Origin of the sequence: Mesosutterella multiformis (assembly GCF_003402575.1) — a bacterium.
Classification (GTDB): domain Bacteria; phylum Pseudomonadota; class Gammaproteobacteria; order Burkholderiales; family Burkholderiaceae_F; genus Mesosutterella; species Mesosutterella multiformis.
Window position 1 is genome coordinate 761987 of the sequence record NZ_BGZJ01000001.1, and the last position, 25005, is coordinate 786991.

Annotated in this window: 27 protein-coding genes and 1 tRNA gene; 8 read left to right on the forward strand and 20 right to left on the reverse strand. The window is 58.0% G+C overall.

Features of this window, described 5'->3' with window-relative positions; translation table 11 throughout:
* Positions 1-61: 61 nt before the first annotated feature.
* Complete coding sequence (gene gpmA, locus M4NBBH2_RS03575; RefSeq protein ID WP_116269730.1) at positions 62-811, reverse strand: 2,3-diphosphoglycerate-dependent phosphoglycerate mutase; 750 nt, start codon at positions 809-811, stop codon at positions 62-64.
* A gap of 157 nt (positions 812-968) precedes the next feature.
* On the opposite strand from gpmA, the gene M4NBBH2_RS03580 reads away from it, so the two are divergent.
* The 5 genes from M4NBBH2_RS03580 (at position 969) to leuD (ending at position 4954) form a co-directional block, all read left to right on the forward strand.
* Positions 969-1310: a rhodanese-like domain-containing protein gene (locus M4NBBH2_RS03580; protein ID WP_116269731.1), complete on the forward strand. Its 342-nt coding sequence runs from the start codon at positions 969-971 to the stop codon at positions 1308-1310.
* An 89-nt stretch (positions 1311-1399) separates the two neighbouring features.
* A complete protein-coding gene (gene secB, locus M4NBBH2_RS03585) occupies positions 1400-1918 on the forward strand; it encodes a protein-export chaperone SecB (protein ID WP_116269732.1) in 519 nt (172 codons plus the stop codon).
* Between the two features lie 88 nt (positions 1919-2006).
* Positions 2007-2714, forward strand: coding sequence for a response regulator (locus M4NBBH2_RS03590; RefSeq protein WP_022444539.1), 708 nt, complete (start codon positions 2007-2009; stop codon positions 2712-2714).
* 167 nt (positions 2715-2881) lie between these two features.
* Complete coding sequence (leuC, locus tag M4NBBH2_RS03595) at positions 2882-4303, forward strand: 3-isopropylmalate dehydratase large subunit (RefSeq protein ID WP_116269733.1); 1422 nt, start codon at positions 2882-2884, stop codon at positions 4301-4303.
* A 3-nt stretch (positions 4304-4306) separates the two neighbouring features.
* Positions 4307-4954 (forward strand): 3-isopropylmalate dehydratase small subunit, encoded by a 648-nt coding sequence (leuD, locus tag M4NBBH2_RS03600; RefSeq protein WP_116269734.1) that lies wholly within the window; start codon positions 4307-4309, stop codon positions 4952-4954.
* Positions 4955-5053: 99 nt separating this feature from the next.
* Here leuD and M4NBBH2_RS03605 read toward each other — a convergent pair whose 3' ends face one another.
* Genes M4NBBH2_RS03605 through ftsY form a run of 6 tightly spaced genes read right to left on the reverse strand, consistent with a single transcriptional unit; the run spans position 5054 to position 10153 of the window.
* Positions 5054-5527 (reverse strand): tRNA (cytidine(34)-2'-O)-methyltransferase, encoded by a 474-nt coding sequence (locus M4NBBH2_RS03605; RefSeq protein ID WP_116269735.1) that lies wholly within the window; start codon positions 5525-5527, stop codon positions 5054-5056.
* Between the two features lie 8 nt (positions 5528-5535).
* Positions 5536-6468, reverse strand: a complete 933-nt coding sequence (gene rpoH, locus M4NBBH2_RS03610; protein WP_116269736.1) for an RNA polymerase sigma factor RpoH — start codon at positions 6466-6468, stop codon at positions 5536-5538.
* 52 nt (positions 6469-6520) lie between these two features.
* Positions 6521-7417 carry a cell division protein FtsX gene (locus M4NBBH2_RS03615; RefSeq protein WP_116269737.1) on the reverse strand — a complete coding sequence of 299 codons (897 nt, stop codon included), beginning with the start codon at positions 7415-7417 and terminating at the stop codon, positions 6521-6523.
* Positions 7410-8072 carry an ATP-binding cassette domain-containing protein gene (locus M4NBBH2_RS03620; RefSeq protein ID WP_116269738.1) on the reverse strand — a complete coding sequence of 221 codons (663 nt, stop codon included), beginning with the start codon at positions 8070-8072 and terminating at the stop codon, positions 7410-7412. Before M4NBBH2_RS03620 ends, M4NBBH2_RS03615 begins: the two co-directional genes overlap by 8 nt.
* A gap of 14 nt (positions 8073-8086) precedes the next feature.
* A complete protein-coding gene (locus M4NBBH2_RS03625; protein ID WP_116269739.1) occupies positions 8087-8995 on the reverse strand; it encodes a Ppx/GppA family phosphatase in 909 nt (302 codons plus the stop codon).
* A gap of 12 nt (positions 8996-9007) precedes the next feature.
* Complete coding sequence (gene ftsY, locus M4NBBH2_RS03630; RefSeq protein WP_116269740.1) at positions 9008-10153, reverse strand: signal recognition particle-docking protein FtsY; 1146 nt, start codon at positions 10151-10153, stop codon at positions 9008-9010.
* A gap of 72 nt (positions 10154-10225) precedes the next feature.
* Between ftsY and M4NBBH2_RS03635 the strand changes: the two genes are divergently transcribed.
* Complete coding sequence (locus M4NBBH2_RS03635) at positions 10226-10801, forward strand: RsmD family RNA methyltransferase (RefSeq protein ID WP_235005598.1); 576 nt, start codon at positions 10226-10228, stop codon at positions 10799-10801.
* 2 nt (positions 10802-10803) lie between these two features.
* On the forward strand, positions 10804-11292 hold the full coding sequence (gene coaD / locus M4NBBH2_RS03640) for a pantetheine-phosphate adenylyltransferase (protein ID WP_116269742.1): 489 nt from the start codon (positions 10804-10806) through the stop codon (positions 11290-11292).
* Between the two features lie 12 nt (positions 11293-11304).
* Here coaD and M4NBBH2_RS03645 read toward each other — a convergent pair whose 3' ends face one another.
* From M4NBBH2_RS03645 to M4NBBH2_RS03695, 11 genes are all read right to left on the reverse strand, one after another.
* Positions 11305-13347 (reverse strand): AsmA family protein, encoded by a 2043-nt coding sequence (locus M4NBBH2_RS03645; RefSeq protein WP_116269743.1) that lies wholly within the window; start codon positions 13345-13347, stop codon positions 11305-11307.
* Between the two features lie 79 nt (positions 13348-13426).
* A complete protein-coding gene (locus M4NBBH2_RS03650) occupies positions 13427-13804 on the reverse strand; it encodes a helix-turn-helix domain-containing protein (RefSeq protein WP_049686585.1) in 378 nt (125 codons plus the stop codon).
* Positions 13805-13974: 170 nt separating this feature from the next.
* On the reverse strand, positions 13975-15069 hold the full coding sequence (gene ychF / locus M4NBBH2_RS03655) for a redox-regulated ATPase YchF (protein ID WP_116269744.1): 1095 nt from the start codon (positions 15067-15069) through the stop codon (positions 13975-13977).
* A 57-nt stretch (positions 15070-15126) separates the two neighbouring features.
* On the reverse strand, positions 15127-15654 hold the full coding sequence (locus tag M4NBBH2_RS03660) for a 2-thiouracil desulfurase family protein (protein ID WP_116269745.1): 528 nt from the start codon (positions 15652-15654) through the stop codon (positions 15127-15129).
* Between the two features lie 3 nt (positions 15655-15657).
* Positions 15658-16281, reverse strand: coding sequence for an aminoacyl-tRNA hydrolase (pth, locus tag M4NBBH2_RS03665; RefSeq protein ID WP_235005597.1), 624 nt, complete (start codon positions 16279-16281; stop codon positions 15658-15660).
* Between the two features lie 135 nt (positions 16282-16416).
* On the reverse strand, positions 16417-17100 hold the full coding sequence (locus tag M4NBBH2_RS03670; RefSeq protein ID WP_116269746.1) for a 50S ribosomal protein L25/general stress protein Ctc: 684 nt from the start codon (positions 17098-17100) through the stop codon (positions 16417-16419).
* 57 nt (positions 17101-17157) lie between these two features.
* On the reverse strand, positions 17158-18108 hold the full coding sequence (locus tag M4NBBH2_RS03675) for a ribose-phosphate pyrophosphokinase (RefSeq protein WP_022444523.1): 951 nt from the start codon (positions 18106-18108) through the stop codon (positions 17158-17160).
* 104 nt (positions 18109-18212) lie between these two features.
* Positions 18213-18289 (reverse strand) — tRNA-Gln (locus M4NBBH2_RS03680).
* Positions 18290-18296: 7 nt separating this feature from the next.
* Positions 18297-19259, reverse strand: coding sequence for a 4-(cytidine 5'-diphospho)-2-C-methyl-D-erythritol kinase (gene ispE / locus M4NBBH2_RS03685; RefSeq protein WP_238691369.1), 963 nt, complete (start codon positions 19257-19259; stop codon positions 18297-18299).
* The gene (locus M4NBBH2_RS03690; protein WP_116269748.1) at positions 19177-19713 is read right to left on the reverse strand and encodes an outer membrane lipoprotein LolB; all 537 of its coding nucleotides are present in this window, start codon (positions 19711-19713) and stop codon (positions 19177-19179) included. The genes ispE and M4NBBH2_RS03690 overlap by 83 nt, the downstream gene beginning before the upstream one ends.
* The gene (locus M4NBBH2_RS03695) at positions 19710-21446 is read right to left on the reverse strand and encodes a tetratricopeptide repeat protein (RefSeq protein WP_160117822.1); all 1737 of its coding nucleotides are present in this window, start codon (positions 21444-21446) and stop codon (positions 19710-19712) included. The genes M4NBBH2_RS03690 and M4NBBH2_RS03695 overlap by 4 nt, the downstream gene beginning before the upstream one ends.
* A 112-nt stretch (positions 21447-21558) precedes the next feature.
* On the opposite strand from M4NBBH2_RS03695, the gene mutY reads away from it, so the two are divergent.
* A complete protein-coding gene (gene mutY, locus M4NBBH2_RS03700) occupies positions 21559-22653 on the forward strand; it encodes an A/G-specific adenine glycosylase (protein ID WP_170135100.1) in 1095 nt (364 codons plus the stop codon).
* Here mutY and rapZ read toward each other — a convergent pair.
* Together rapZ and rpoN are read right to left on the reverse strand one after the other, a co-directional pair.
* A complete protein-coding gene (gene rapZ, locus M4NBBH2_RS03705) occupies positions 22597-23457 on the reverse strand; it encodes an RNase adapter RapZ (protein ID WP_116269751.1) in 861 nt (286 codons plus the stop codon). The genes mutY and rapZ overlap by 57 nt on opposite strands.
* A gap of 63 nt (positions 23458-23520) precedes the next feature.
* Entirely contained in the window at positions 23521-24999 is a 1479-nt protein-coding gene (rpoN, locus tag M4NBBH2_RS03710) for an RNA polymerase factor sigma-54 (RefSeq protein WP_116269752.1), read from the reverse strand.
* Between the last annotated feature and the right edge of the window lie 6 nt (positions 25000-25005).

Here is a 25005-nt window from a genome sequence, read left to right on the forward strand (position 1 = left end):
TTCATGAAGAGGCAGAGGCGGATCAGCCCTCAGTCTGAGCGGCTGATCCTGATCGGGGGGATTAGTTCTTCGCCTTGCCCTGGGCAGCCACGGCGGCGATTGCCTTCGCGATCTCTTCCTGATTGCCGAGGTAGTAGTGGCGGATCGGCTTCATGTCGTCATCGAACTCATAGACGAGCGGCTGAGCTGTAGGAATATTGAGACCGGCGATATCTTCATCGCTGATGCCATCGAGGTGCTTGATCAGGGCGCGGAGGCTGTTGCCGTGAGCCGCGATCAGCACGCGCTTGCCGGAGGCAACCTCAGGCTTGATCGATTCTTCCCAGAAGGGGATCACACGGGCGACGGTGTCCTTCAGACACTCACAGGCGGGAATCTCAGCCTCAGGAATATCCGCGTAGCGGGGATCCTTGCCCGGCCACATCGGGCTGTCCTTCTCCAGCGCACCCGGACGGATATCGTAGGAGCGGCGCCAGATCAGAACCTGCTTTTCACCATATTTTTCAGCAGTTTCCGACTTGTTGAGTCCCTGAAGTGCGCCGTAATGGCGCTCATTCAGGCGCCAGGACTTGCGCACCGGCAGCCAATCCTGGTCGATGGCGTCCAGCGTAATCCAAAGGGTGTGAATCGCGCGCTTAAGTACGCTGGTGTAGGCCAGATCGAACTGGTAACCCTGCGTACGCAGCAGTTCACCTGCCTTCTGAGCCTCCTGGCGCCCCTGCTCGGTGAGGTCGACATCGACCCAGCCGGTAAAACGGTTTTCGAGATTCCACTGGCTCTGGCCGTGGCGCATGAGAACGAGTTTATGCATAAAGTTTTCTCTAGTTAGGGAACCTGAAGGAGATTCCTACATTCTATAATCGAATACCTTAGTCTGAACCCTAGTACGGGATACAAGGAATAGAACCGTGTTGGATTTTCTTTACCGCAATGCGGCTTTAGTCGCAATTGTATTAATTTCGGGAGCCATGCTGCTCTGGCCGATGCTGACCCGCAAAAAGCGCGGGAAGGAAGTCGACAGCACGATCGCTACCGAACTGATCAATCATAAGGACGCCCAGGTTATCGATATCCGCTCGAGCGATGACTATAAGGCAGGTCACATTGCCCGCTCGCGGAATTTCCCGGCCACGGTGATTCATCATCATCTGAACGAATTCGATAAAACGAAGCCGGTCCTTCTGATTAGTGCCGCCGGAGACGCCAAAATGGTTGCCTCCCTGCTGAAAGGCATGGGCTTTGCCAGCGTGACGGTGCTGAAAGGCGGCATGAAGGGATGGCGTGAAGCCGGCCTTCCGGTCGTGAAATAATTGAAAAAAACTAGGGTGATGTATGCAGATTGCCCTAAAATTACTACTATTAGAGTAGTTTGAGTTTCCCTAACCAAGGAATTAGCCAGATGGCAGAAGAAATCGGAAATCAGGAATCCGCTGAACAGAACGGCCCCGTGGTCCAGCTGCAGCGCTGTTACTTTAAGGACGCATCGCTTGAGATGCCGCATGCGCCGGAAGTCTTCACGGAGGCTCTTGAAGAGCAGCCTGTTGTGGATATTCAGTTTGAGGTTGCCCCGCAGCAGCTTTCCGTTCCGGATTACTACGAAGTTGTCGTCCGCGGCACCGTGACCGTGAAGTCCAAGGAACAGGTGCTTTTCCTTGTCGAAGGCAAGCAGGCTGGCATTTTCCAGATCTCCGGTATCGGTGAAGAGGACACGCGTCACCTGCTGAACGTGTACTGCCCGTCGATCGTCTATCCGTACCTCCGCGCCAATGTGGCGGATCTGATTACCCGTACCAGCATGCCTCCTGTGCATCTGCCTGAGGTGAACTTCGAAGCTCTCTATCAGCAGCGCCTTGCCCAGATGCAGCAGCAGGCGGAATCCTCCGTCCAGCCGGCCGCCAGCGGTTCCGGTCAGGCGTAATAAAAAAATCACTGCGGGCGCACCGGCGAACCCCTGAGTGACAGCCCGCAGGCGTCAAAGAGTTTCACGACTCAAAGCGAGATGCATCATGAGTATCAATGAGAAAGATTCAGCAAATACGACGGAATCTGAAAACAGCGGCAAGAAAATCCGAATCCTTCTTGTCGATGACCACACGCTTTTCCGCAGCGGTCTGAAGGCGCTTCTGCAGCGTCAGTCCGACTTCCAGGTCGTTGGCGAAACCGATAACGGCCTTGACGGTGTCAAGCTCGCCGAGCAGCTTCAGCCTGATGTGGTGCTGCTTGACCTGGATATGCCGGTGATGAACGGTCACGAGGCCCTCGCTCAGATCCTGGAAGCCCAGCCCCATATGGCGGTTCTGATGCTGACGGTGAGCGAAGACGGCGATGACCTCGTCGAATGCATGCGCCTCGGTGCCCGCGGCTATCTGCTGAAGAAGATCAACACGGACTTCCTCCTTTCCGGTATCCGTCACGCGGTTGAAGGCGACTCCGTCCTGTCTCCTGAAATGACTTCGAAGCTCGTGATGAAGATCCGCCGCGACCACGCGAGCCCCGCCACCCCGGTGACGGACGTCAACTCGCTGACGCCGCGTGAGCGCGAGACGCTCGCCTGGCTTGCGAAGGGTGTTTCCAATAAGGAAATCGCCCGTGCCCTGGATCTGGCCGAATCGACGGTCAAGGTTCATGTCCAGAGCATTCTCCGCAAGCTGAACCTGAGCAGCCGTGTTCAGGCTGCCGTGTTCGCGGTTGAGCATCACCTGGATCGTCAGTAATCCGTTTTCCCTGACGAAGCAGGGCGGGTTATCCGCCTCAGAAAGCCTCCGATCCCGTAAAAGCGGGAGGGAGGCTTTTTTCTTATTTTTATACCTCTAGATAGGTACGGAATACTAGCTTAATGGGCATAAAATACCCATGTTGTCTAATCCTTTCGGAGAAAAACATGGCGGGAAAACCTGAGACGCTGTATCAGAAAATCGTCGACACCCACACGGTGAAGCGAATCGATGACAGCACGATTCTGCTGTACGTCGACATCCACTTCGCGAATGAGTACACGAGTCCTCAGGCTTTTGCAGGACTGGTTGAGCGCGGTATCGGCGTACTGTCTCCTGACTCCCATCTCTGCGTGGTTGACCATGTCATTCCGACAGAGGATGTCACCCCCCGCGTTATTGAGGACTCCGCGAGTGCCCGTCAGGCGGCGAAGCTTGGCGAGAACTGCCGCCAGTTCGGCATCAAGGCCTTCTATGGCCCGAACGACCCTCATCAGGGTATCGAGCATGTGCTGATGGATGAGCAGGGGCTGGTGCGCCCTGGCATGGTCGTGATCTGCGGTGACAGCCACACCACGACGCATGGCTCCCTCGGGGCTCTGGCGTTCGGGATCGGGACCTCCGAAATCGAGCATATTCTCGCGACCCAGACGCTCGTCTACCGCATGGCGAAGACGATGCTGATCCGGATTGACGGACATCTCCCGGAAGGGGTAACCGCGAAAGATCTGGCGCTTGCGGTGCTGAGGAAGATCTCCGCCCGCGGCGCTCTGGGCTGTGTGGTTGAGTATCAGGGCAGCGTGGTGAATGAGCTTCCGGTCGAAGGCCGGATGACGCTCTGCAATCTGACGGTTGAGGCTGGTGCCCGCGGCGCGATCATTGCGCCTGACGAGAAGACCGTGGAGTGGGTGACCGCTCACTGCCCGGATCTGAAGGGGGAAGAGCTGAAGGCGGCTCAGGAATACTGGCGCTCCCTGAAGAGTGATGACGACGCGCATTTCGACATCGTTCATACGCTTGATGCCTCGGCTCTCGAACCGATGGTGACCTGGGGAACCAGCCCCGATCAGGCGGTCGGTATTTCGGAATCGGTTCCGGAAGCAGATTCCTTCGCGGATCCGGATTCCCACACGGCCGCTGTCAGGGCTCAGGGGTATCAGGGACTCAAAGCCGGGACTCCGATGGAAGGGATCCCCGTGCAGCATGTCTTCATCGGTTCCTGCACGAACGCGAGGCTGCCCGATCTGAGAGCCGCGGCCGCTGTGATTCGAGGACGCCATGTGGCACCGGGAGTCCGGGCGCAGGTTGTTCCGGGCTCCATGCAGGTGAGGCGGGAAGCTGAGGCCGAGGGACTCGATCGTATCTTCAAGGATGCGGGTTTTGAGTGGCGTAAGAGCGGCTGCTCGCTCTGCCTCGCAATGAATAACTTTGTTCTGGAGCCGGGGGTGCGGTGCGCTTCGACCACGAACCGCAATTTTGAAGGCCGGCAGGGTCGGGGTGCCCGGACTCATCTCGTGAGTCCGCAGATGGCGGCTGCCGCTGCTGTGACCGGGCATCTGACCGATTGGCGCAAACTTCCGGAGATCTGAAAAATGGAAAAACTCGTAAAGCTGAATGCCGTTGCCGTACCGCTCCCGATTGATAACCTCGATACGGATCAGATCATGCCGAAGCAGTTCCTGCGCGGCGTGGATAAGTCAGGTCTCGCGAAGGGCACGTTCTTCAATCTGCGCTGCTACCCGGATGGAACGCGCCGCCCGGACTGCGTTTTCAATAAGCCCGGGTACGAGAAGGCAGGTATTATTGTTTCTTCCCCGAATTTCGGCTGCGGGTCGTCCCGCGAGCACGCTGTCTGGGGGCTGATGCAGATTGGCATCCGGGCAGTGATCGCGCCGAGTTTCGGCGAGATTTTCTATTCCAACTGCTTCAATAACGGGCTGCTCGCTGCCAAGGTGTCCCGCGAGGATGGAGAAGCCATTCTCGAAGCGGTGAGCGGAGGGAAGCCTGTCAGTCTCACGATTGATGTGGCCAGCCGCACGATTTCAGACGGCAGCCGCGAGTGGCCGTTTGAACTGTCAGACCGGCACCGCGAGATGCTGCTGGAAGGATTGGATATGGTGGGATCAACGCTGAAGGATCTGGATAAGATCCAGGCGTTCCGCCGCCAGCATGAAGCTGCATTTCCCTGGATGGCAGGGCTTGCGGGTAAGGCTAAGGAGAGACTGGAGCGTGAAGGCTGATAAGGCTTTCCGCTGCAGATAGAGGAGAGAGGAGAACCGGGCCTGCGCTGTTTCACAGCACAGCGCCCGGTTCTTTTTTGCGGGGTGCTTCGGGACGGATCAGACGGATCCGGCGTAGCCGTGCTGCCGCCAGGCTTCAAACACCGCGACGGCGACAGAATTGGAGAGATTGAGCGACCGGTTATTCGGCATCATGGGGATGCGGATCCGGTTCTCTTTGAGGCAGTGATTCTCCTGCAATTCGAGAGGCAGTCCGGCGCTTTCACGCCCGAACACGAGCCAGGATCCGGCGGCGAACGTCACCTCCGGCAGTGACCGCGTGGCGTGGGAGGAAAACATATAGAGGTTCCGGGGATCCGGATGCTCTTTTTCGATGAAGTCATCCCAGTTCTCGTAAGTCTTCAGCGTGGCGTATTCCCGATAGTCGAGACCGGCGCGGCGCAGATGGCTGTCGTCGAGCGAGAAACCCAGAGGCTTGATCAGATGAAGCGTGCAGCCGGTATTGGCTGACAGCCGGATAACGTTCCCGGTGTTTGGCGGGATTTCGGGTGAAACCAGAACAATGTGAAACATGGGGAAATCTATTTGCCTGAGGATTCTGTGAGAATTTTTTTCAGTTTGGCGATGGCCTGTTTTTCCAGCTGACGCACCCGTTCGATCGAAATACCGAATTCCTTCGCGAGCGTGGCGAGGCTGACTGCCTTCACTTCCCCCTCGTCATTCTCATGGAACCAGCGGGCTTCAATGATGCGGCGGCTTCTGGGGTCGAGCTGCTCGATCGCCTTTTTGAGACCGACCTGCTCAAGCTGCAGTTCATCTGCCTTTTCCAGAATTTCAACCGGTTCATCGCTCTTATCGGACAGCATGTCGACCGCCGTGACAGAGGAGTCCCCCTCTTCGTCGAGCGGAGTATCCAGCGAAGCATCCGGTCCCGAAAGGCGCTTTTCCATTTCGAGAACCTCTTTAGGCTTGACGTTCAGCTTTTCCGCGATGTCCTCTGCCTGAGCATTGGTAAGCGCCTGATCGGTTTTCTTCATCTGCCTCAGATTGAAGAAAAGCTTTCTCTGGGCATGGGTCGTCGCGAGTTTCACCATATGGCTGTTCCTCACGATGTACTCCTGGATTTCTGCCCGGATCCAGTGCACGGCAAAAGTCATCAGTCTCACGCCCTTGTCCGGGTCGTAATGCCTGACGGCTTTCATGAGCCCGATGTTGCCTTCCTGGATCAGATCGCCATGGGAAAGACCGTAGCCCAGATAGCCGCGCGCGACAGAAATGACCAGCCGCAGATGAGAAATGATGAGCGCCTGGGCCGCATCCACATCGTTGTAATCACGCATACGGATTGCCAGATTCCGTTCTTCCTCTGCGGTGAGAACCGGGGCGCTGTTCGCCGCCTTGATATAGGCGTCGAGGTTCCCCAGATCTCCCGGCGTAAGCGCCGGGAGCTGGGTCCTTTTGCGGTAAGGAACCAGTGCGGTCTGAATGGGCTTCCTAAGCGAATTTGACGTCATTTTTCCGTCCTAACGCTTTGATGGGGAGATGATGTGAATGAAGGATCCCTCATCAGATTTTGCCCCGGTAGCCGAGGTAGCTGGTTAATCCTCCGAGAATGTTTCCCAGGAGGAATGACACCACAATGAAAGCAACCTGCCAGGAGAGCGGCAGAGGCTGGAACGTAACGGGCAGATGGTACAGCCCGAGAGCCGTGGAGAGCGCAGGGGCGATGCTGGAGATCGCGAGATCCGCAATAACAATGGAGGCGAGAGACGCGAGCAGGAAGACAAATCCAGCCCGCCAAGCATCCGGGCGGACGATGAAGGATGTCGGGGCACCCATGCTGTTCAGCCTGAGGGCTTCCTTCAGAGGCGTGGTTGCGGCAAGGCTCGCGCTGCCGAGCAGCACCATCAGAATGAGTCCGCAGAGAAGGCCGCCGGTGAGAAGGCCGAATTTGGCGAAGGCATTCTTCAGGGCCTGAATGTTGCTGTTCCAGGTGCTGTCGTAGGCAACCGAATCAACTCCAGGCTGCTTTTCAATGAACTTCGCGGTCTCGTCCACCTGCTTCTCGGGAATATCCGTGCTGACGGTTGCGAGCAGAATATTCGGCAGCGGGTTGGTGCTGAATGAGAGATCCGTGTTGTCCGTGTCTCCGATCAGCCCCAGCGCCTCATCCGGTGAAACGAGACGTACGCGGGTGATGCCGGGCTGCTTTTCAATAGTTTCCTTCAGGTTCGCAGCCCGTTCTGAGCTGACCCCCTGATTGGTAAAGATGGTCATCTCCTGGGCGACAGAGACGCCCTTCACGGAGTTGTAAGCCGTAAGGGAGAGGGTGAAAGCCACGAGCAGCAGGCTCATGGCGAGCGTCGTGATGACGAGCGAAATGAGCACCTTGCCCTTATGACGGGACACGCCCTCGAAGAGCTTCATGGTTGCCCACTGGCGAGCGGCAAATGCATTAGACATGATGCAGTTTCTCCATGTCGATTGCCGTGACGAAGGTGTCGGAAAGCGGGTTGTGGCTCACAGCGAGCACGGTGCCGCCTTCAGAGGCGTACTGGGCCAGAATCCGAAGAGCGGCGTCCGCGTGCTCCTCATCCAGATAGGCGGTTGGTTCATCAGCCAGAATGACAGCAGGCTTATTCACGAGCGACTGGGCAAGAAGCGCGAGCTGCCGCTCCCCTTCCGAGAGATCCCGGATCCGGTTATCGGCAAGCGGGAAAAGACCGCAGACCGTCAGCGCGTCGGCTGCCAGCATCATGGCGTCCCGGATGGAATGACCGCAGAGAATGGCCGGGGTGGTGATGGCCTGGAGCAGGGCTTCGTCTTCAGAAGGGAGTGCTGTCCGTGTGAAGAGACCGAAACTGCGGCGCAGCCGCTTCCAGGCCCCTGAGGACAGTGTGCTGAGGTCCTGTCCGGCAACCCGCACGGTTCCGGAGGCCGGATCCGCGAGACCGCAGATCAGCCGCAGCACTGTTGTCTTGCCGCAGCCGGTCGGGCCATAGAGATTGATGAACTGGCCCTGGGAGATCGTCAGCGTAAAGCGCGAGAGAACCGGAAACTGACCGCGGGAAGTCGTGACCTGGCTCAGCTCGATCATGCCTGAAGAAGAATTATCCATACCTTTCCTGTGTTTCAGAGCCCGGACAAATCGTAGAAAACTCCGGTTCTGAGGGATCCCGTGGCGAGGTTGAGCTCCTGGATGCGGAATACCCTGAAGAGGGCTGCCAGAACGGCAAAGCCTCCGGCAATAATGTCCCGTCTGTCCGGCTTCAGCCCCGGCAGATTCAGTTGATCAATATACCCTGCTTTGGCAAGAGCCTGAGAGGCGAGGCGGATGATGTCCGGGGTAATCGGGCCGCTGCTCCAGCCGCAGGCGGCAGCGACGCTGTGAAGCGAACTGATCGTTCCGGCGGATCCGTAGGCGCTCTTCCAAGGGTGAGATGTGAAGCGGGCTGCCTCTGCCTCAAAGACCTGGGCGGCCCGGTCGATGGCTTTTGCGATTGTCTGCTCGTTCAGTTCACGGCTTGAGAACGAGGCGATCGTCGTATTGACACAGCCAATCGGGAAGGAAGTTGCCTCGCAGAGTCTGGAGCCGTCGCCGACAGAAAGCTCTGTGGAGGCACCGCCGATATCGATCACGAGAATCGGATCGGTCGTCGGGGGATTGAGGCTCTTGATGCAGCCGAGGTAAGTGAGGCGCGCCTCCTCTGTCCCGGGAATGATGTGAATCGGACAGCCGAGCACAGGTTCAGCCCGCGTGAGAAAGTCTGACGAATTCTTCGCGATTCTGAGTGCCTGGGTTCCCACGGCGCGGATCCTGCTCAGCGGGATGCCGCGGATCAGCCTTCCGAACCGGGCGAGAGAAGCGAGCGCCCGGGTCTCCGTATCCTCCGTGAGGCAGCCGCGGCTGTCGAAACCAGCGGCAAGGCGCACGGTTTCCTTCACATAGTGATCTGACACGAGCTTCCGGCCATCGAAATGTCCGATTTCCAGCCGGAAGCTGTTGGAGCCAAGATCAATTACCGCATATTTTTCTGTCATGGAAATACGCCGTCAGGAATGGGATTCCGCTTCTTCCTCACCAACCAGAGCGCGGGCGAATTCCTCAGCCTTGAAGGGCTGAAGATCGTCGATCTTTTCGCCGACCCCGATGAAGTAGATCGGAAGGGGCGAGCTGCCGCGTTCCTGCGCGAGAGCAAGAAGCACGCCGCCCTTCGCGGTGCCGTCAAGTTTTGTCACGATAAGACCGGTCAGACCGACCGCCTGATCAAACTGACGGACCTGAGCGAGGGCATTCTGACCGTTTGTGCCGTCAATCACGAGAATGATTTCGTGAGGGGCGCCAGGCAGGGCTTTTTCCTGAGAGCGCTTGATGCGGGTGAGCTCTTCCATGAGGTTCGCCTGCGTCGGCAGACGGCCTGCGGTATCGGCGAGCACGACATCAATGCCGCGGGCCTTGGCAGAGCTCACGGCGTCAAAAATGACTGCCGCGGGATCAGCGCCCTGCTGCGACACTACATGCACCTGATTTCTCTTGCCCCACTCCTCAAGCTGCTCACGCGCAGCAGCACGGAAGGTGTCGCCGGCGGCGAGCAGTACGGATTTGTTCCGGGCCGCAAGCCACTTGGCAATCTTTCCGATGGAGGTGGTTTTACCGGCACCGTTGATGCCTGCCATCATGATGACAAGAGGATGAGCGCGTTCGATATCGAGATCCTGCTCGGACGGCTTCAGCATCCGGGTGATGATATCGATCAGTTCGCCGCGGACTTCCTCCTGGGTCTTCAGCCCCTTCAGTTTGATAGACTCGCGGAGTTCCTCGATAATTTTTTCAGAAGCGGGGAGACCGGTATCGGCCGCGATCAGCGCGTCCTGCAGGTTTTCGAGAAAGTCCTCGTCGATTACGCCGCCTGAGAACAGGCCATAAAGATTGACGCGGGTCTTTGTCAGACCCCGGCGAAGCTTGGAGAACCACGTTTCCTTGACCGGAGCCGGCTTGGGTTGCGCGGCCGGTGCAGGGGCAGGCGCCGGAGCCGGTGTCGGAGCTGGAGCCGGGGTTTCGGCAGGCGCAGCAGGCTCAGCGGGTTTTGACGCGGAGAAGTGTTTCGAAAACCAGGAGCCGCCGGACTGAGACTTGGCCTCTTCCTGTTCGGAATCAGCGTTTTTCTCGTCCTTCTTCTTGCCAAAGAAAAAAACCATAATACTGTAATGAAAAAGAAAAGAATATTTGACCCGTCAAGTTTACCAACTCGTGGGAAGAAAACGGGTGCAGTGAGGATTTTTGCAGGCAAATGGAAGAGAACACCGCTCCCCGTGATCGATCTGGATGGTCTTCGGCCGACCGGGAACAGAATCCGGGAGACGGTTTTTGACTGGCTCACCTTCCTGCTTGGAGGGTATTCCGGGAAACGGGCTCTCGATATGTTTGCCGGGAGCGGCGCGCTGGGGCTTGAATTTGCCAGCCGCGGCGGCACCTCAGTACTGATTGAGCGGGATCCCCAGAATGCCCGGAATCTCTCGGATGTCTGCGCGAAGCTGAAAGCCGGAGACGACGCGGTGGTCCGCCGGGGCGACAGCCTCACGCTCACCCGCAGCTACCCGGAACGCTCCTTTGATGTGGTGTTTATTGATCCTCCGTTTGCCGCTGGGCTTCATCAGAGCGCACTTTCGGCAGCTGCCCGTGTGCTGACGGATGACGGTCTCATCTATCTGGAAAGCCCGTCTGAGCATGAGATGCCGGTTCCGGAGGATTTTGCGGTGCTGAGATCCGGCAGCTCGGGTGCTGTCCGTTACCAGCTTCTCGCGCGTAAGGCATCGCCTCTCGCGGATCTCGCCAAGGAGGACTGAGCGTGGCAAAGGCAGTGTACGCAGGCACTTTTGATCCGGTCACTCTGGGTCACCTTCATATCATTCGCCGTGCGGCGAAGCTCTTCGAGTCTCTGACCGTTGCCGTGGCGGAATCAACCGGAAAACGCACCGTTTTTACGGCTGAAGAGCGTGCCCGGCTGGTGCGGGAAGAGGTGAGCGATCTTCCGAATGTTTCCGTCGTGATTTTTGAGGGGTTGCTGAGCGATCTTGTGAAGCGTGATGGGTTCGATGTCCTCGTGCGCGGAATCCGGGGGGTGTCAGACTTTGCCTATGAGTATCAGATGGCGGGGGTCAACTCCATGCTGATGCCGGGGGTGGATACCGTATTCCTTCAGACAGAGCCTTCGCTTCAGTTTGTCGCGTCATCCTACGTGAAGGAGATCGCATCGCTTGGCGGTGACGTCGGGGCATTCGTATCCCCCCGGGTGGCTGAAGCCCTGAAACAGAAAATTCCGGGCTTCAAGCCGTAAGTCAGCGGGATTTCAGAATTTGGACAGCACCCATTCCTTCAGTTCTCTGAACCAGCGCTCAAACACGGATTCAGATGCCGCGGGAGCTGCGGCTTTCAGCGCGGCGGGTGCTGCGGGGGCGGCAGCCTTCGGTGCCGGCTGAGGTTCGGCCGGCAGGAATTCCATCGGATCGATCAGACTCCAGACCGGACGGGAAACGGAGCCGTCCAGTGTCGCAGGGGAGGACTTCTGCTGCAGAGCGGACCACACCACCGCTTCTCCCGCCACTGAAAGCGTCTGCAGATCAATCTCTGCCCGGCCCTTTGCCGTGAAGTCATGGCCGGCCGCTTTCAGGCTCCCGGTTGACGCGATCCCATCATGAATCACGACCGGGCAGGAGAGACTCGTGAAAGGCAGAGCCTTCCGGCCGAGTCCGGGCATATTTCCGTTTGTCAGCTCGATATCCGCGTCGCCTTTGAGGCTCTTCGTCATGATCTGATCGGGGTCACCGGGACCGGATGCCGTCAGCAGGAGGTTGAGAGTGCCGCTCAGGCTGTCAGGGGCGCTGCGGTCGCCAGCGGCTATCTGTGCGGCTTTTGCCCTGATCACCCAGCTTCCGGAGGGATCAAAGGAAAGATTGCCGGTCACGTGCCCGCCCCGAAGGTCTGCTGAGAAGTCTGAAATGGTGAGACTGTCCCGGCTGAGGGCAATATGAGAGGAGACCGCGGAGGCCCGAAGGGCGCCGCGGGAAAGTTCTTCAATGCTGACAGTGGCGTGAACAGTCGCCGTACCCGCGATTCGGATAAGCGGCACAGCGATTTCAGACGGGATGCTCTCCCAGGAAAGCGTGGCAGGGGCCGTTTCTTCCTTCGGCGTCAGATCAATCTTCTTCGCGACAATCTGAGTATCGATTTTCGGAGACTCAAGTGAGCTTCCCTGGAGGGAAATAGAGAGCGGAGCATCGTTCAGCTTTCCCTTCGTATCGAGCTGCAGTGTCTGATCGGCCCAGTTGCCTCGGGCAGTGCCGGTGAGGCTCGCCTGAATGGCAGGGGCAGTGTCCGCGGCGAGCACATATCCGAGCTGCATCTGATCGAGCGAATAGCTCTTCTTATCCATGTCGACCGAGAAGGGCGAGGAGACAGAAAGCGACTGCGTGCCGCTCTCAAGCGACTGCACCGCGCTCAGCTTGGAAATCCGGCCTCGCACAATGTGATTCTGCGTGGACAGATCTTCGACCGAGAGCTGGTAGGTATTCTGTTTTTTCCCTGTAGTGGAAACAGAAGCGGCGAGCTGCTTCCCGGACCAGACCCCCTGCACATACTGGAAGTTTTCAGTCTGCACAGTGGCGTCAAACGGAGAGCTCTGCGCAGTTCCAGAGGCGTGAATCCTGAATTGCGGCAGACCGAGAATCTTGCTCCGCAGATCGAGGTCGACATTGCCGTTTCCCTCAACATTCGCGGTGATTTTGTCAGCCGGGGACGTGAAGGAAGCATTGAAGGTGACAGGAGCTGTCATCCGGGGGGCCACTTCGCCGGTTTCCAGAGACGCTATCTGCACCTGAACCGGTTCAGGCCGGAGACCGTTCACGGCAACCTGGGCATTGGTGAGGATCAGTTTCTTCACAACAACAGGCGCGATCCAGCTGTCCGTGTCCTGAATCAGCGGTGACCGGGATAGATGCTGGAGCTCGTTCTGATCCGGTGAGGCGATGGCGGAATTCAGCCCGTCCAGCGTGATGCTGGAAATATGGAGCTGACCGATGAGAAGTCCCCAGGGTGAAATGCGGATGGTGCCGGACGAGAAGCTGCCGAGATAGCTGTTATCTGTAGTGTCAGTCAGGGTGCCCTTGGGCAGAGTGACCTCAATTTTCGGCAGGTGCTTGATGGTGATCTGGCCATCGAGCTTGATATGGAGATCAAGCTTCTTGGAGGAGAAGTCCTCCAGTTTTTCCTCCACCCACTTGGGGCTCACCACGATATACAGCGCGGAAATGGAGGCGAACGAAGCCAGAGCAGCAAACAGAATGAGCCACTTGGAAAGTCTGACTAACCTGATGAGAGCAGAATCTTTTTTCATGGCGCGGCGCAAGGTCTGAAATCGGAGTACACAGCTCCTAGTTTAGACGGTTAGTGCGCCGGTCAGACACAAAAATTGGTTATTTCTTCGAGCGAAGCGTTTTCCGGATCGTGCGGCGCAGATTCGGAGCGAGCCTCTCCAGGGCATCAAGCGTCATGAAAAGCGACGATTTTCCGTGCATGGAAAGGGAACGGAAACGGGACAGCAGCTCGTTTTCCTCACGCACCGGATTGTGGCGTTCGGTAGTAATGACGAAGTTCGCATCAAACCCGATTGCGGCAAGACGCGTCATGCGAAAGAGTCCGGGATCTGATTCTCCGGTTTCGTAGCGCTGATACTGATCCAGCGGGACGCCAAGAAGCGACGCAATCTGCTCCTGCGTGTAGCCGAGCCGTTCACGCTCGGACTGCAGACGCTCTCCTAGTTCCTTTCGCTGTTTGGTGCTGGTCAAAGCCATAGTGTCAGAGGGGCAGTCGGATTGGGGGCAAAGGAACATTCCCCTGCCGCGGATCACAAAAAACAGTCTGATTGTATTCTAACAAGCCGCCACTGAGCGATTGCGGCCGACAGATATCCCGGGGCCGGATGCCCGGCCCCGGAAGAGGAATCAGACTAAAGACAGCAGAATCAGACGTTGAAAAGGAAGTTCATGATGTCGCCGTCATGGACGACATAATCCTTGCCTTCGGCGCGTTCCTTGCCGGCTTCCTGAGCACCCTTTTCGCCGTGATACTTGATGTAGTCATCGAAGGCGATCGTCTGCGCACGGATGAAGCCGCGCTCAAAGTCGGTGTGAATAACGCCGGCCGCTTTCGGGGCGGTATCGCCCTTATGAATCGTCCAGGCGCGTGTTTCCTTTTCACCGCTCGTGAAGAAGGTCTGCAGACCGAGCAGGTCGTAAGCCGCGCGGATCACGCGGTTGAGGCCCGGCTCTTCCATTCCCATATCGGAGAGGAACATGGCGCGGTCTTCTTCCGGCATTTCGAGCAGTTCAACTTCGGTCTGGGCAGAAACCGCGACAACTGTCGCGCCCTGTTCCTTGGCGATCTGACGCACGGCATCGAGATACGAGTTGTTCTCAAAGCCGTCTTCGCTCACATTGGCAACAAACATCACGGGCTTCAGAGTAAGGAGACCGTAATTCTTGATCAGCAGCTTCTCTTCGTCAGTCAGCGGCACCGTGCGGGCGGGCTTGCCTTCATTCAGGACGGGCTGAAGCTTTTCCAGCACAGCAACCAGCTTAGCGGCTTCTTTGTCAGCACCCTGCTTGGCCTGCTTGCCCCACTTCTGGATCTGCTTCTCAACGACGGTGAGGTCAGAGAGAGCCAGTTCCGTATTGATGACTTCAATGTCGGACGCCGGATCCACTTTGCCGGACACGTGAACAATGTTGTCGTCCTCAAAGCAGCGGACGATGTGGGCAATGGCGTCGCACTCACGGATGTTGGCGAGGAACTGATTGCCCAGGCCTTCGCCCTTGCTCGCGCCGGCAACCAGACCGGCGATGTCGACGAATTCGACAGCAGCCGGAACGATTTTCTTGGGGTGGTCGATTTCGGCGAGCGCCTGCAGACGCGGATCCGGAACCTCGACGATGCCCACATTGGGATCAATTGTGCAGAAGGGGTAATTCTCAGCGGCGATGCCCGCTTTCGTCAGAGCATTGAAAAGCGTTGACTTGCCAACGTTGGGAAGGCCAACGATGCCACATTTAAGACCCATTTCTTGAATTCCTAAAGATATAAGCGGAGGAGTGTCTCCTCACGCGATTGAAAATGTCTACTCTCTGCCGCAGCCGCAGGACTCGCCGGAAGATTCCTTGAGCGCGAGCGCGACAGCCTCCAGGGTGTGCTCTTCATCGAAGACACGTATGCCTGACTGGCTGAGAAGGGAGGCTGTAACGCCGATGCCGTCTTTTTTGGTGCCGCGGAAAAAGCCATCGTAAATTTTACCGTTTCCGCAGGCAGGGCTGAAAGATTTCAGCACCGCCACCTTGACCTGATTCTGCAGGCAGAGTGCCAGAGCCTCACGGGCGCCCTGAAGATAGGCGAGCGTCTGATCGGTCCCTTTGATGCTGATCACGCGGGCCTTTCCGGAAAGAACGTCCGAGCCGTCTCCTGCCTGGATTTCACAGGGCGGGCGCGGCGTGGGAAGACCACCAGAGCATTCGGGGCAGAGCGACACGATTCGGCCGCCCCGGGACACGAACTTGGTGAGAATGCTCGCGTAGTCCCCTGAGACGGCTTTTCCGTCCCAGCGTACAGGGAGGCCTAGCAGGCAGGCACTGACGAAGATAGGCGACGCCATGGCTTATTTGGCCGCTTCGTCGGGATGCTTCCCGAAGGGAGCGATCTTCCTCTGCGCAGCCTGAAAGTTGCCGTCCGCGAGATCCGCCATGCAGTCGATGCCGGCGGTGATGCAGCTGGAAATGCTCTGCATCTGTTCGGGAGTCGGTTTGCCGAGCACGAAATCCACAACCTGGATTCGGAGGCCAAGCGTGCGGGGATGACCCGTACCGATACGGAGGCGCCAGAAATTCGGCGTGGCGAGTTTCTGCGTGATGTCCTTCAGTCCGTTGTGACCGGCATTGCCGCCGCCCTGCTTCAGCTTCATGCATCCGGGCAGGAGATCGAGCTCATCATGGACGACAAGGATTTCCTCGGGCTCAATGTGGTAGTACTGGGCGAGAGCCTGTACGGCGGTGCCGGACCGGTTCATGTAGGTCGTCGGCTTCATCAGCCAGACATCGTGATGATCCAGTTCGACGCGGGTCACATAGGCGCTGAACTTCTTTTCTTCCGAAAAGTAAGCGTGAGAACGGCTGGCGAGTTCATCGGCGAACATAAAGCCCGCGTTGTGGCGCGTGCCATCGTATTCCGATCCGATATTGCCGAGACCGACAATGAGTGAGATTCCTTTCATCTGAGCGGGCATGATTCAGTAATTCCTTAAGCGTCTTACGGTACGCGTTTCAGGGCGGGGAGAGTCCAGAGCGGTCTTCTTCTCCGGCCCTGAAAAAAAAAGGCTCTTTCAAAGGAAAGAGCCTTTTCAGAGAAAAGCCGGGAAAGATTACTCGGCCTTCTTCTCGCCTTCAGCGGCAGCAGCCGGAGCGGCAGCGCCTTCAGCCGGGGCGGCAGCTGCAGAAGCAGCAGCGGCGGCGGCAGCGTCAGCGGCGGCATCAGCCTCTTCTTCCTTGAAGTCGGTGATGACGGTGGCGATCGGGGTGTCTTCACCGGGCTTCTCGACGACGGTAACGCCAGCCGGGAGGTTCAGATCGGAAGCACGCAGAATCGTCTGAGCGGTCATGTTGGACAGGTCAACATCGATGAACTCAGGCAGATCCTTCGGCAGGCAGTGAACTTCGAGGAAGGACACCAGGTGGCTGATAAGGCCCTTGCTGATCTTGACAGCCGGGCTGTTCTCGGCGCCAGCGAAGTGCAGCGGCACGCGCATGTTCATCGGCTTGTTCGGATCCACACGCTGGAAGTCGATGTGCAGAACCTGCTGCTTGTAGGGATGCAGCTGGAAGGAACGCAGCACGACGAGCTGATCAACGCCGTCCAGATTCAGGGTCAGGACGGAGGAGTGGAACGCTTCCTTGCGAAGAGCATAGAAAATCGGGTTGTGATCGAGAACGATCGGCGTGGCAGCCTGGTCGTTGCCGTAGACAATGCCCGGAAGCTTGTTCTCGCGGCGCAGACGGCGGCTCGCACCCGTACCTTGCGCTTTACGTGTGGTTGCAGTGAAATTCATGGAAAAACTCCAAAATAAAAAATGGACCCGCCGCCGCGACCAGCAGCGGGTTTCTTGCTATTCCGCAAACAGAGAGCTTACGGAGGATTCGTTGGCGATGCGGGAAATCGTTTCGCCGATCAGAGCCGCGCAGGAGAGCTGGCGGATCTTCGGGCAGGCTTCAGCTTCGGGACGAAGCGGAATCGTGTCCGTGATGACGAGCTCGTCGAGCGGGGAATTCGTGATACGGTCGACGGCATTTCCGGAAAGCACCGGGTGAGCAGCGTAGGCGAGAACACGGACAGCACCGCGTTCCTTCAGCGCGCTCGCGGCATTGCAGAGGGTGCCGGCGGTATCGACGATGTCGTCGGTAATCACGCAGGTACGGCCCTTCACTTCGCCGATGATGTTCATGATTTCAGCGACGTTGGCGCGGGGACGGCGCTTATCGATGATCGCGAGATCAACGTCAAGAGCCTTCGCCATCGCACGGGCGCGGACCACGCCGCCCACGTCAGGAGAAACGACCATCAGGTTCGGATACTGGTGAGCGAGGATGTCGTTCAGAAGCACCGGGGTGGAATAGATGTTATCCACCGGAATGTCAAAGAAGCCCTGAATCTGATCAGCGTGAAGGTCCATCGTGAGGACGCGGTCAACACCGACAGACTGCAGCATGTTCGCAACAACCTTCGCGCTGATGGCCACGCGGGCGGAACGCGGACGGCGATCCTGACGGGCATAGCCGTAGTACGGAATTGCGGCGGTAATTCTGCGGGCCGAAGCACGGCGCAGAGCGTCCACCATGATCATCAGCTCCATCAGATTGTCGTTCGTCGGAGCACAGGTGCTCTGCAGCACGAAAACATCCTGACCACGAACGTTCTCGTTAATCTCAACAGCAACCTCACCATCGGAGAAGCGGTTGACTGTTGCACGGCCCAATGGAATATTCAGGTGCTGCGTGACAGAAAGGGCAAGCTTCGGATTTGCATTGCCCGAGAAAACCATAAGGCTGTTCGAAACCATGATTTAGCTCTTAATCCTCGCAGGGCTTTCGTCCCGCAGTTGTATTAATCGTTCCATGCTGACAGTACATGGAAGGGAAAAACAGGCAAAATGCCCTTTGTTTCTGGCAGGGGAGGCAGGACTCGAACCTGCGAATATCGGAATCAAAATCCGATGCCTTAACCACCTTGGCGACTCCCCCGTCCTTGTCAAGAACCCGTCCCGCTGCGGAACCAATCCGACAGCGGATGACGTTCTAAGCTTTTTACTGCGTAGCCTGACCACTCTTCAGGAAGGTTTTCCAATACCCGTTCGGCATCTGATCCGCTCTGGAGCGGAAGAAAAACCGCTGAACCTGATCCCGTCATACGGACCGACCCAAAGGGAGAAAGCGCTTGTATGGCTTGTCTGACGGCGGGTGTGGACTGTGTGACGACAGGCTGTAAGTCATTGTGGCCAAAGCCAAAGTGAAAAGCCTTGTCCTGATAAAGGCAGGAAAGACCGCTAATTTTCGGTGATAGCGGCGGTGTTGTCAAGTCAAAATCCCGAAACGCGCGATCTGTGGCAGAGAATGCGCCGGGGTACACGATCAGGAAATCGTGCGCCGGAACGGGGATTGGCGTGATCCGTTCTCCGATTCCTTCCACGAAGGCATTTTCACCCTGAATAAAAAACGGAACATCGGCCCCAAGCTCAGTGCCCCAGGTGGCGAGATCCTCACGGGAGACACCGAGATTCCAGAGCCGGTTGAGGCCGATCAGCGTGGTGGCCGCGTCGGAAGATCCGCCGCCGAGGCCGGCGCCGGATGGAATACGCTTCGTGACGCTGATTTCCGCGCCTTTCCGGCACCCGGTCTTTTCCTGCAGGAGCCTTGCGGCCCGCAGACAGAGATCGGAGGGGTTATCCGCCATGTCTCCCGTGCGGACCAGACCGCCTTCGGCCCGCTCTGTGAGGCTTACGGAGTCCGCGAGCGAGATCAGCAGAAAGACGGATTCGAGCAGGTGATAACCATCCTCCCGGATGCCGACGATATGGAGAAAGAGATTGATTTTCGCCGGGGCCGGCAGATCGAGAAAGGCTTTCGGAAGATCAGGATGCATTGGCGTCTCGCTTATCGATAGTGACGGTGAGGCGGACAGAAGGCGCAGCAGCGCTCTCCGCTCGGGTGACACGGACAAGCTTCGGGAGACCGTCAGCCGTCTTCGTGAGGAACTCAATCCTCCAGGGCGGAGCCGACAGTTCATCTCCGGGAGGCGGTGAACTGAGCCACCCCATCATTTCGGTCACAGGGAATGAGAACCCGAGCTCATTCATCATGAGCCGCTCAGGCGTCCGGTCAGAGAGTTTCTTTCCGTCACTGGTCTCGAGCGTGGTGAGCTGCGGTGAAACCGTGATCCGGGCAAGAATGCCAGTGAGCGGATGCCCGAGCTCCAGCACCGTGGCGGAGCCTGACCGCCTGAGCGTGAAGGAGCCCGTCTGGCTCTCCTTCCGTCCCCGGAACTCCGTTACCGTACTGAAGCGTCCCTCAATCTTTTCCGCGAAACTCCCTGTCTGAGGTCCCAGGGAAGAGCAGGCCGCAGTGAGCGCGGAGGCAGCGAGACCGAGGAGCAGTGTGCGGCGTTTCATTTCAGACCGAACTTCTTACGGAAGGTGGGAAGAGACTGGTCATCCGGATGCTGTGCCGCCCACTTATCGAGCTCAGCCTGAGCCGCCGCGCGGTCCCCGGCCTGCGTGAGTACGGTGAGCAGGTGTTCAACGGTTTCCGCGTCATAGCGCAGACTGAGCGAGGACTCCAGGAATTGCTTCGCCTTCTCATAATTCTTCAGCCGGTAGTAGACCCAGCCGAGAGAATCGAGGATATAGGGGTCCCTTGGTTTCAGCGTATTGGCCTTTTCCACAAGACGGAGTGCTTCCCGCAGCTGCACATTCCGCTCGGCGAAGATGTAGCCGAGCGCGTTGTAGCCGGTGGAGGAATTGGGGCGGAGCGCGATGTACTTCCGTAGATAGAATTCGACGCCCTGCAGGTCATTCACTTTGTCAGCCTGCATGGCGGTGCTGTAAAGAAAGTCCGGCGCATTGCCGACCGTTTTTGCGGTCTGCTGCATGGCGTCATAGGCCTGCCAGGGCTGGTTCGCGGCGTTCAGCAGCTGACTGAGCGCTGTCGTGATCGCGATCTTTCCCTCATCCGCTTTGGGCTTCGCCTGCTCAAGCACAGCAATAGCCCGGTCAGGGCGGCCGGTTTTCTGATAGATATCGGCAGAGCGGAGACGGGCCGCGACGTAGTACTTGCCGTCCGTTACCTGTTCGTACCAGCTGAGTGCATCTTCGGGACGCAGCTGATTTTCAGAGAGGAAACCGAGCCGGATATAGGCGAGATTCCGTTCATCAGCCGGGGCTTTCTGCTCAGTCTTCAGGAAAGTGCTGTATGCGGTTTCAGCGATTTTGGGTTCGCCATTCTGCTCAGCCATTTCACCAAGCTGAATCCATTGGGTGCCGGTGAGCTTCTTCGTGGTGAGAAGTTTCGCCTGGGCCGTGAACTCCGCCTTTTGCTTCCCGGCGAGAAGGCTCTGCGCGTAGATAAGGCGCGTTGCGGAGTCTTCCGGTGAGTCCTTCAGAAACTGTTTCAGCATATCGGCCGAGGCCTGAGGCTCCAGCGGCATCAGGGCGATCGCGGCCTGGCGGATGACCGCCGGGTTCTGCGGGGCTGCCTTGATGGCGGAGCGGGCAAACCGTTCAGCGATATCGCGCCGGGCCCCCTGAACCGCGACACTGCAGATCGCGAGATCAACAGCGGGTTCGCTGGCTTCATAAGGTTTAGCGAGAGACGTGAGAAGCGGCAGGGCCTTATCAATCCTCTGGCCGTTCAGTGACGCGAAGATCTGCTGGAAAACAACAGACGGGCGGCTCTGGGTCTTCAGGTACTTGGCAAAGGCGGGTTCGGCTGCATCAAAGTTCCCGCTTCTCAGCGCCTCGTACGCGGCAGGCACCTCAGCTTCAGGCGTGCCGGCGGTAAGTTTTGACCAGAGCGCCAGCGCTTCACTCGCCTCTTTCGGGGCCGCTGAAAGATTGGCGATCGCGAAAGCCCTGCGGGCAATGCCTGGGTTCCCCGTCTTTTTCGCCTCTTCCATCAGCGTGAGGAAGGCGGATCCTGACTGATGACGCTGCACGGCAATTTCAGACGCAATGAGACTGAAAAGGACATCGCTGGTCAGGGCGGGGTAGGAGTAGGAGTCAGCCTTCTCCGCGGCGGCCTCTTTGCTGTCGGCCGGAATTTCCTGCGCCGAACTGAAATCCGGCGCTGAGGAAAGCATGATTCCTGCCAGCATGCAGGGCAGAACGTGGGAGAAAGCTGTTTTCATAGACCCAAACAAAGTAAAGTGGCTGTTATCAGAGAAGTCTAATGAATTTAGCGAAATCCGTAGCAGGCGACCGCGATTGTCGGGAAACACCGCCTTCGGAAATGGAACAGAAATGCATCTGGCAGAACAACTGATCAAGTGGCAGAAGCAGCATGGCCGGCATGACCTTCCCTGGCAGAAGACCCGGGATCCGTACCGGAGATGGATATCGGAGATCATGCTGCAGCAGACCCAGGTCACGACCGTGATCCCCTACTATCTGAGATTTATCGAGGCCTTTCCGGATGTCAGGACTCTGGCGGCGGCCTCTGAGGATGACGTGCTCAGGCATTGGGCGGGGCTCGGCTATTATGCCCGGGGGCGGAACCTGCTTGCCTGCGCAAAGGCCGTTATGGCGTCCGGGGGCGAATTTCCGAAAAACCGGGAGGCGCTTGAGGCGCTGCCTGGCATCGGGCGATCGACCGCGGCCGCCATTCTTTCCAGCTGCTGGGATTTGCCGGAGGCCATTCTTGACGGCAATGCGAAGCGGGTCTTTGCCCGGTACTTCGGTGTGAAGCGGGGTGAAAGCGAAACGCTTTATCAGAAGAGGCTCTGGGAAATCGCGGAGGAAACGGTGCCGCAGAAGGAGTGCGGCATTTACACCCAGGCGCTGATGGATCTTGGATCCATGGTCTGCCGGAGGTCCCGGCCGGACTGCGGCAGCTGCCCGCTGCGGGATGGCTGCAAAGGATTTGCCTCAGGTGACCCTTCCGCGTTCCCCGGCGTGAAAAAGCGGGCGGAAAAACCGGTCCGCTCTTCTTCCTTCCTTGTCATCCGATCGGAAAGCCGGCTTTGGGTTGTCCGCCGGGAAATGAAGGGGGTGTGGCAGGGGCTTTACTGTTTCCCGGAAGCGCCTCACGAAGAAGAGGCTCCCGATCCGGCCGCTCTTCTCCCGGAGGGGGCCGCGGTACGGCTGCCGCTCAGATACGCGGGACGGCTGCCTCATGAATTTACCCACTACCGGCTTGAAATGCATTTCTGGGAAGGAGATGCGGTGCCGGACACTCTGCGGCATTTTACCGGCGGAAAGTGGGTCAGTATCCGGGACGCGGACGCAGAGGCGCTGCCTTCCCCCGTCCTCAAATTTATCCAGACGAGATTCGCGGGGATCTTAGATCCGCGGGAGCTTGAGCGCCCGGTGACGGACGACGACACCGGCAATGCTTGAGAAGCGCCGGTAGAGTTCTTCCGCCACGAAAACCGAACGGTGCTGCCCGCCGGTGCATCCGATGCAGATCGTGAGATAGTGCCGGCCCTGGGCTCTGAATCCGGGGATCCATTTGCGGAGGAACGTCTCGATATCGGACACCATTTCGAGGACCTCAGGCTGGCTCTTCAGATAGTCGATCACCGGCTTATCCTGCCCGGTGAGCGGGCGAAGCGCCGTATCGTAGTAGGGGTTCGGGAGGTTCCGGACATCGAAAACGAAGTCCGCTGCGACGGGGATTCCTTTTTTGAACGCGAAGGATTCAAAGGAAATTGTCATTTCCGAGGCAGGAGCATTGATAAACTGCCGGATCCAGGCTTTCAGCATGGAAGGCGTGAGATCTGACGTATCGAGCACGAAACCGTCCTCGAGGCTCATCAGGGAGCGTTCCTGAGCAATCGCTTCCTGCAGTCCCGTCTGATCACCGGGTTCGCGGTTAAGGGGCGTCAGCGGATGGCGGCGTCGGGTTTCGGAGAATCGCTGAACAAGCGCCGGCGTGGACGCGGTCAGTGCGAGGATCCGGACATCGATTCCAAGATCCTTAAGGGCCTGACACTGGCGCAGAGCCGTCTGGGGAGCGGCCTTGGAGCGGATGTCGACAGAAACAGCGACCTTCTCCTGACCGCGGTCCCTGAGAGACTGAATCACCGGAACGATAAAGTCGACCGGCAGATTATCGATGCAGTAGTAGCCGCTGTCCTCGAGCTGCCGGATGGCAACGGACTTTCCTGATCCTGATAGACCTGTAACGGCGATAACCTGCATGACAAAAGACTCCTAACAGGCACCTCGGGGGTCGGTGCCTTCCTATGTCATTTAATTCTATCGTTAAATTTTTTTCCTCAGAGACGCGGGGAGGATTTTTTCCTGTTCACGGTACTTGGCGACAGTACGCCGTGCGACCTGGTAGCCTTTTTCCTTCAGGAGATCGGAAAGCTTGGCGTCGGAGAGAGGTTTGGCTGGCGGTTCCTCGGCGATGAGGGCCCGGATCAGTGACCGGATTGCCTTGGAGGAAACGGTGTCGCCGCTTTCAGCCGCGACGTGCGAGCTAAAGAAGTATTTCAGTTCGAAGATCCCCGCGGGAGACTGAAGGTATTTGCCGTTTGTGGCGCGGGAGATGGTGGATTCATGAAGCCCGGTGTCCGCCGCAATGTCCTTCAGCACCATCGGGGTCAGTGCCTTTTCCCCGCTGCTGAAAAATTCCTGCTGACGATTGACGATCGACTGCGCGACCCGGAGCATCGTGGTGTAACGCTGCTCCACACTGCGGATAAAAACTTTCGCCTGGGCTGCTTTTTCGCGCCAGGGCGTTTCCGCCGTGCTTTTCTTGGCCGCAGAACCGGTCAGTTCAGAGAGCTGCGGGCTGATGCTGAGGGCTGGAGTTGAAGCCGGATTTAATGACGCGGTCCATATCCCGTTTTTCCGGGTAACGAGAATATCCGGAATGGCGTACTGCACCGCATCGTTCTTGAAGTCAGAGGCCGGGTGAGGGTTCAGAGACTGAATGATCCGATAGACCGCCTTCAGCTCATCATCCGTGCAGGCAAGCGTTCTTTTCAGCTTGGCGTAGTCCTTGTGAGCCAACGCGCCAAGGCTGCCGGAAAGGGCGTTCTCCGCAAGGCTGATCAGCCGGGGAGGAAGTTCAGGAACCGATTCGCCGAGGAGCTTCAGCTGCAGCGCGAGAGACTCCGCAACCGAATAAACGCCAATCCCCGCGGGATCCAGGGACTGAAGTTCCTGAAGCGCGAGCTGCCAGGTACCAGGATCAGCCGGTTCAGTTCCGGTCTGACGGGCAAAGGTCTCCGCTATTTCCTCAAGCGGCGCCTCGAAGAGTCCGTTTTCGTCCAGTTCACCGACCAGGTAGGACACTTTTTCCTTTACCTCAGGGGCTGCTCTGAGGAAGGGAATCTGTGCTTCCAGGTGTTCCTGCAGTGTCTCGGATGTTTCCACCCAGTCAAGCGGGGAGGTGTCGCTGTTTGCGTCGCCGTGTCCCCAGGAGGCCTGGGAAAAATTCAGTTCGCCGAAGCTGTCATGCGCTGCGCTGAAGTCGCCCTCGGGATTGCCGCCCGCGTCATCACTGCTCTGAATCTCTCTCGCGTCAGGCTTCCGCACGGGTTCCTGAACCGGGCTGGCGTGCTCTTCCTGAGCCTGAGGCTCGGTCACTTCGAGAAAGGGATTGTCATCCGAAACCCGATGGATCTCGTCCAGAAGCTCGGCGGACGACAGCCCCAGCACCTCAATTGCCTGTTGCAGCTGAGGTGTCAGCACCATGCGCTGGCCTTGCTGGAGTTTCAGATCGTTCGGCATGTTCCG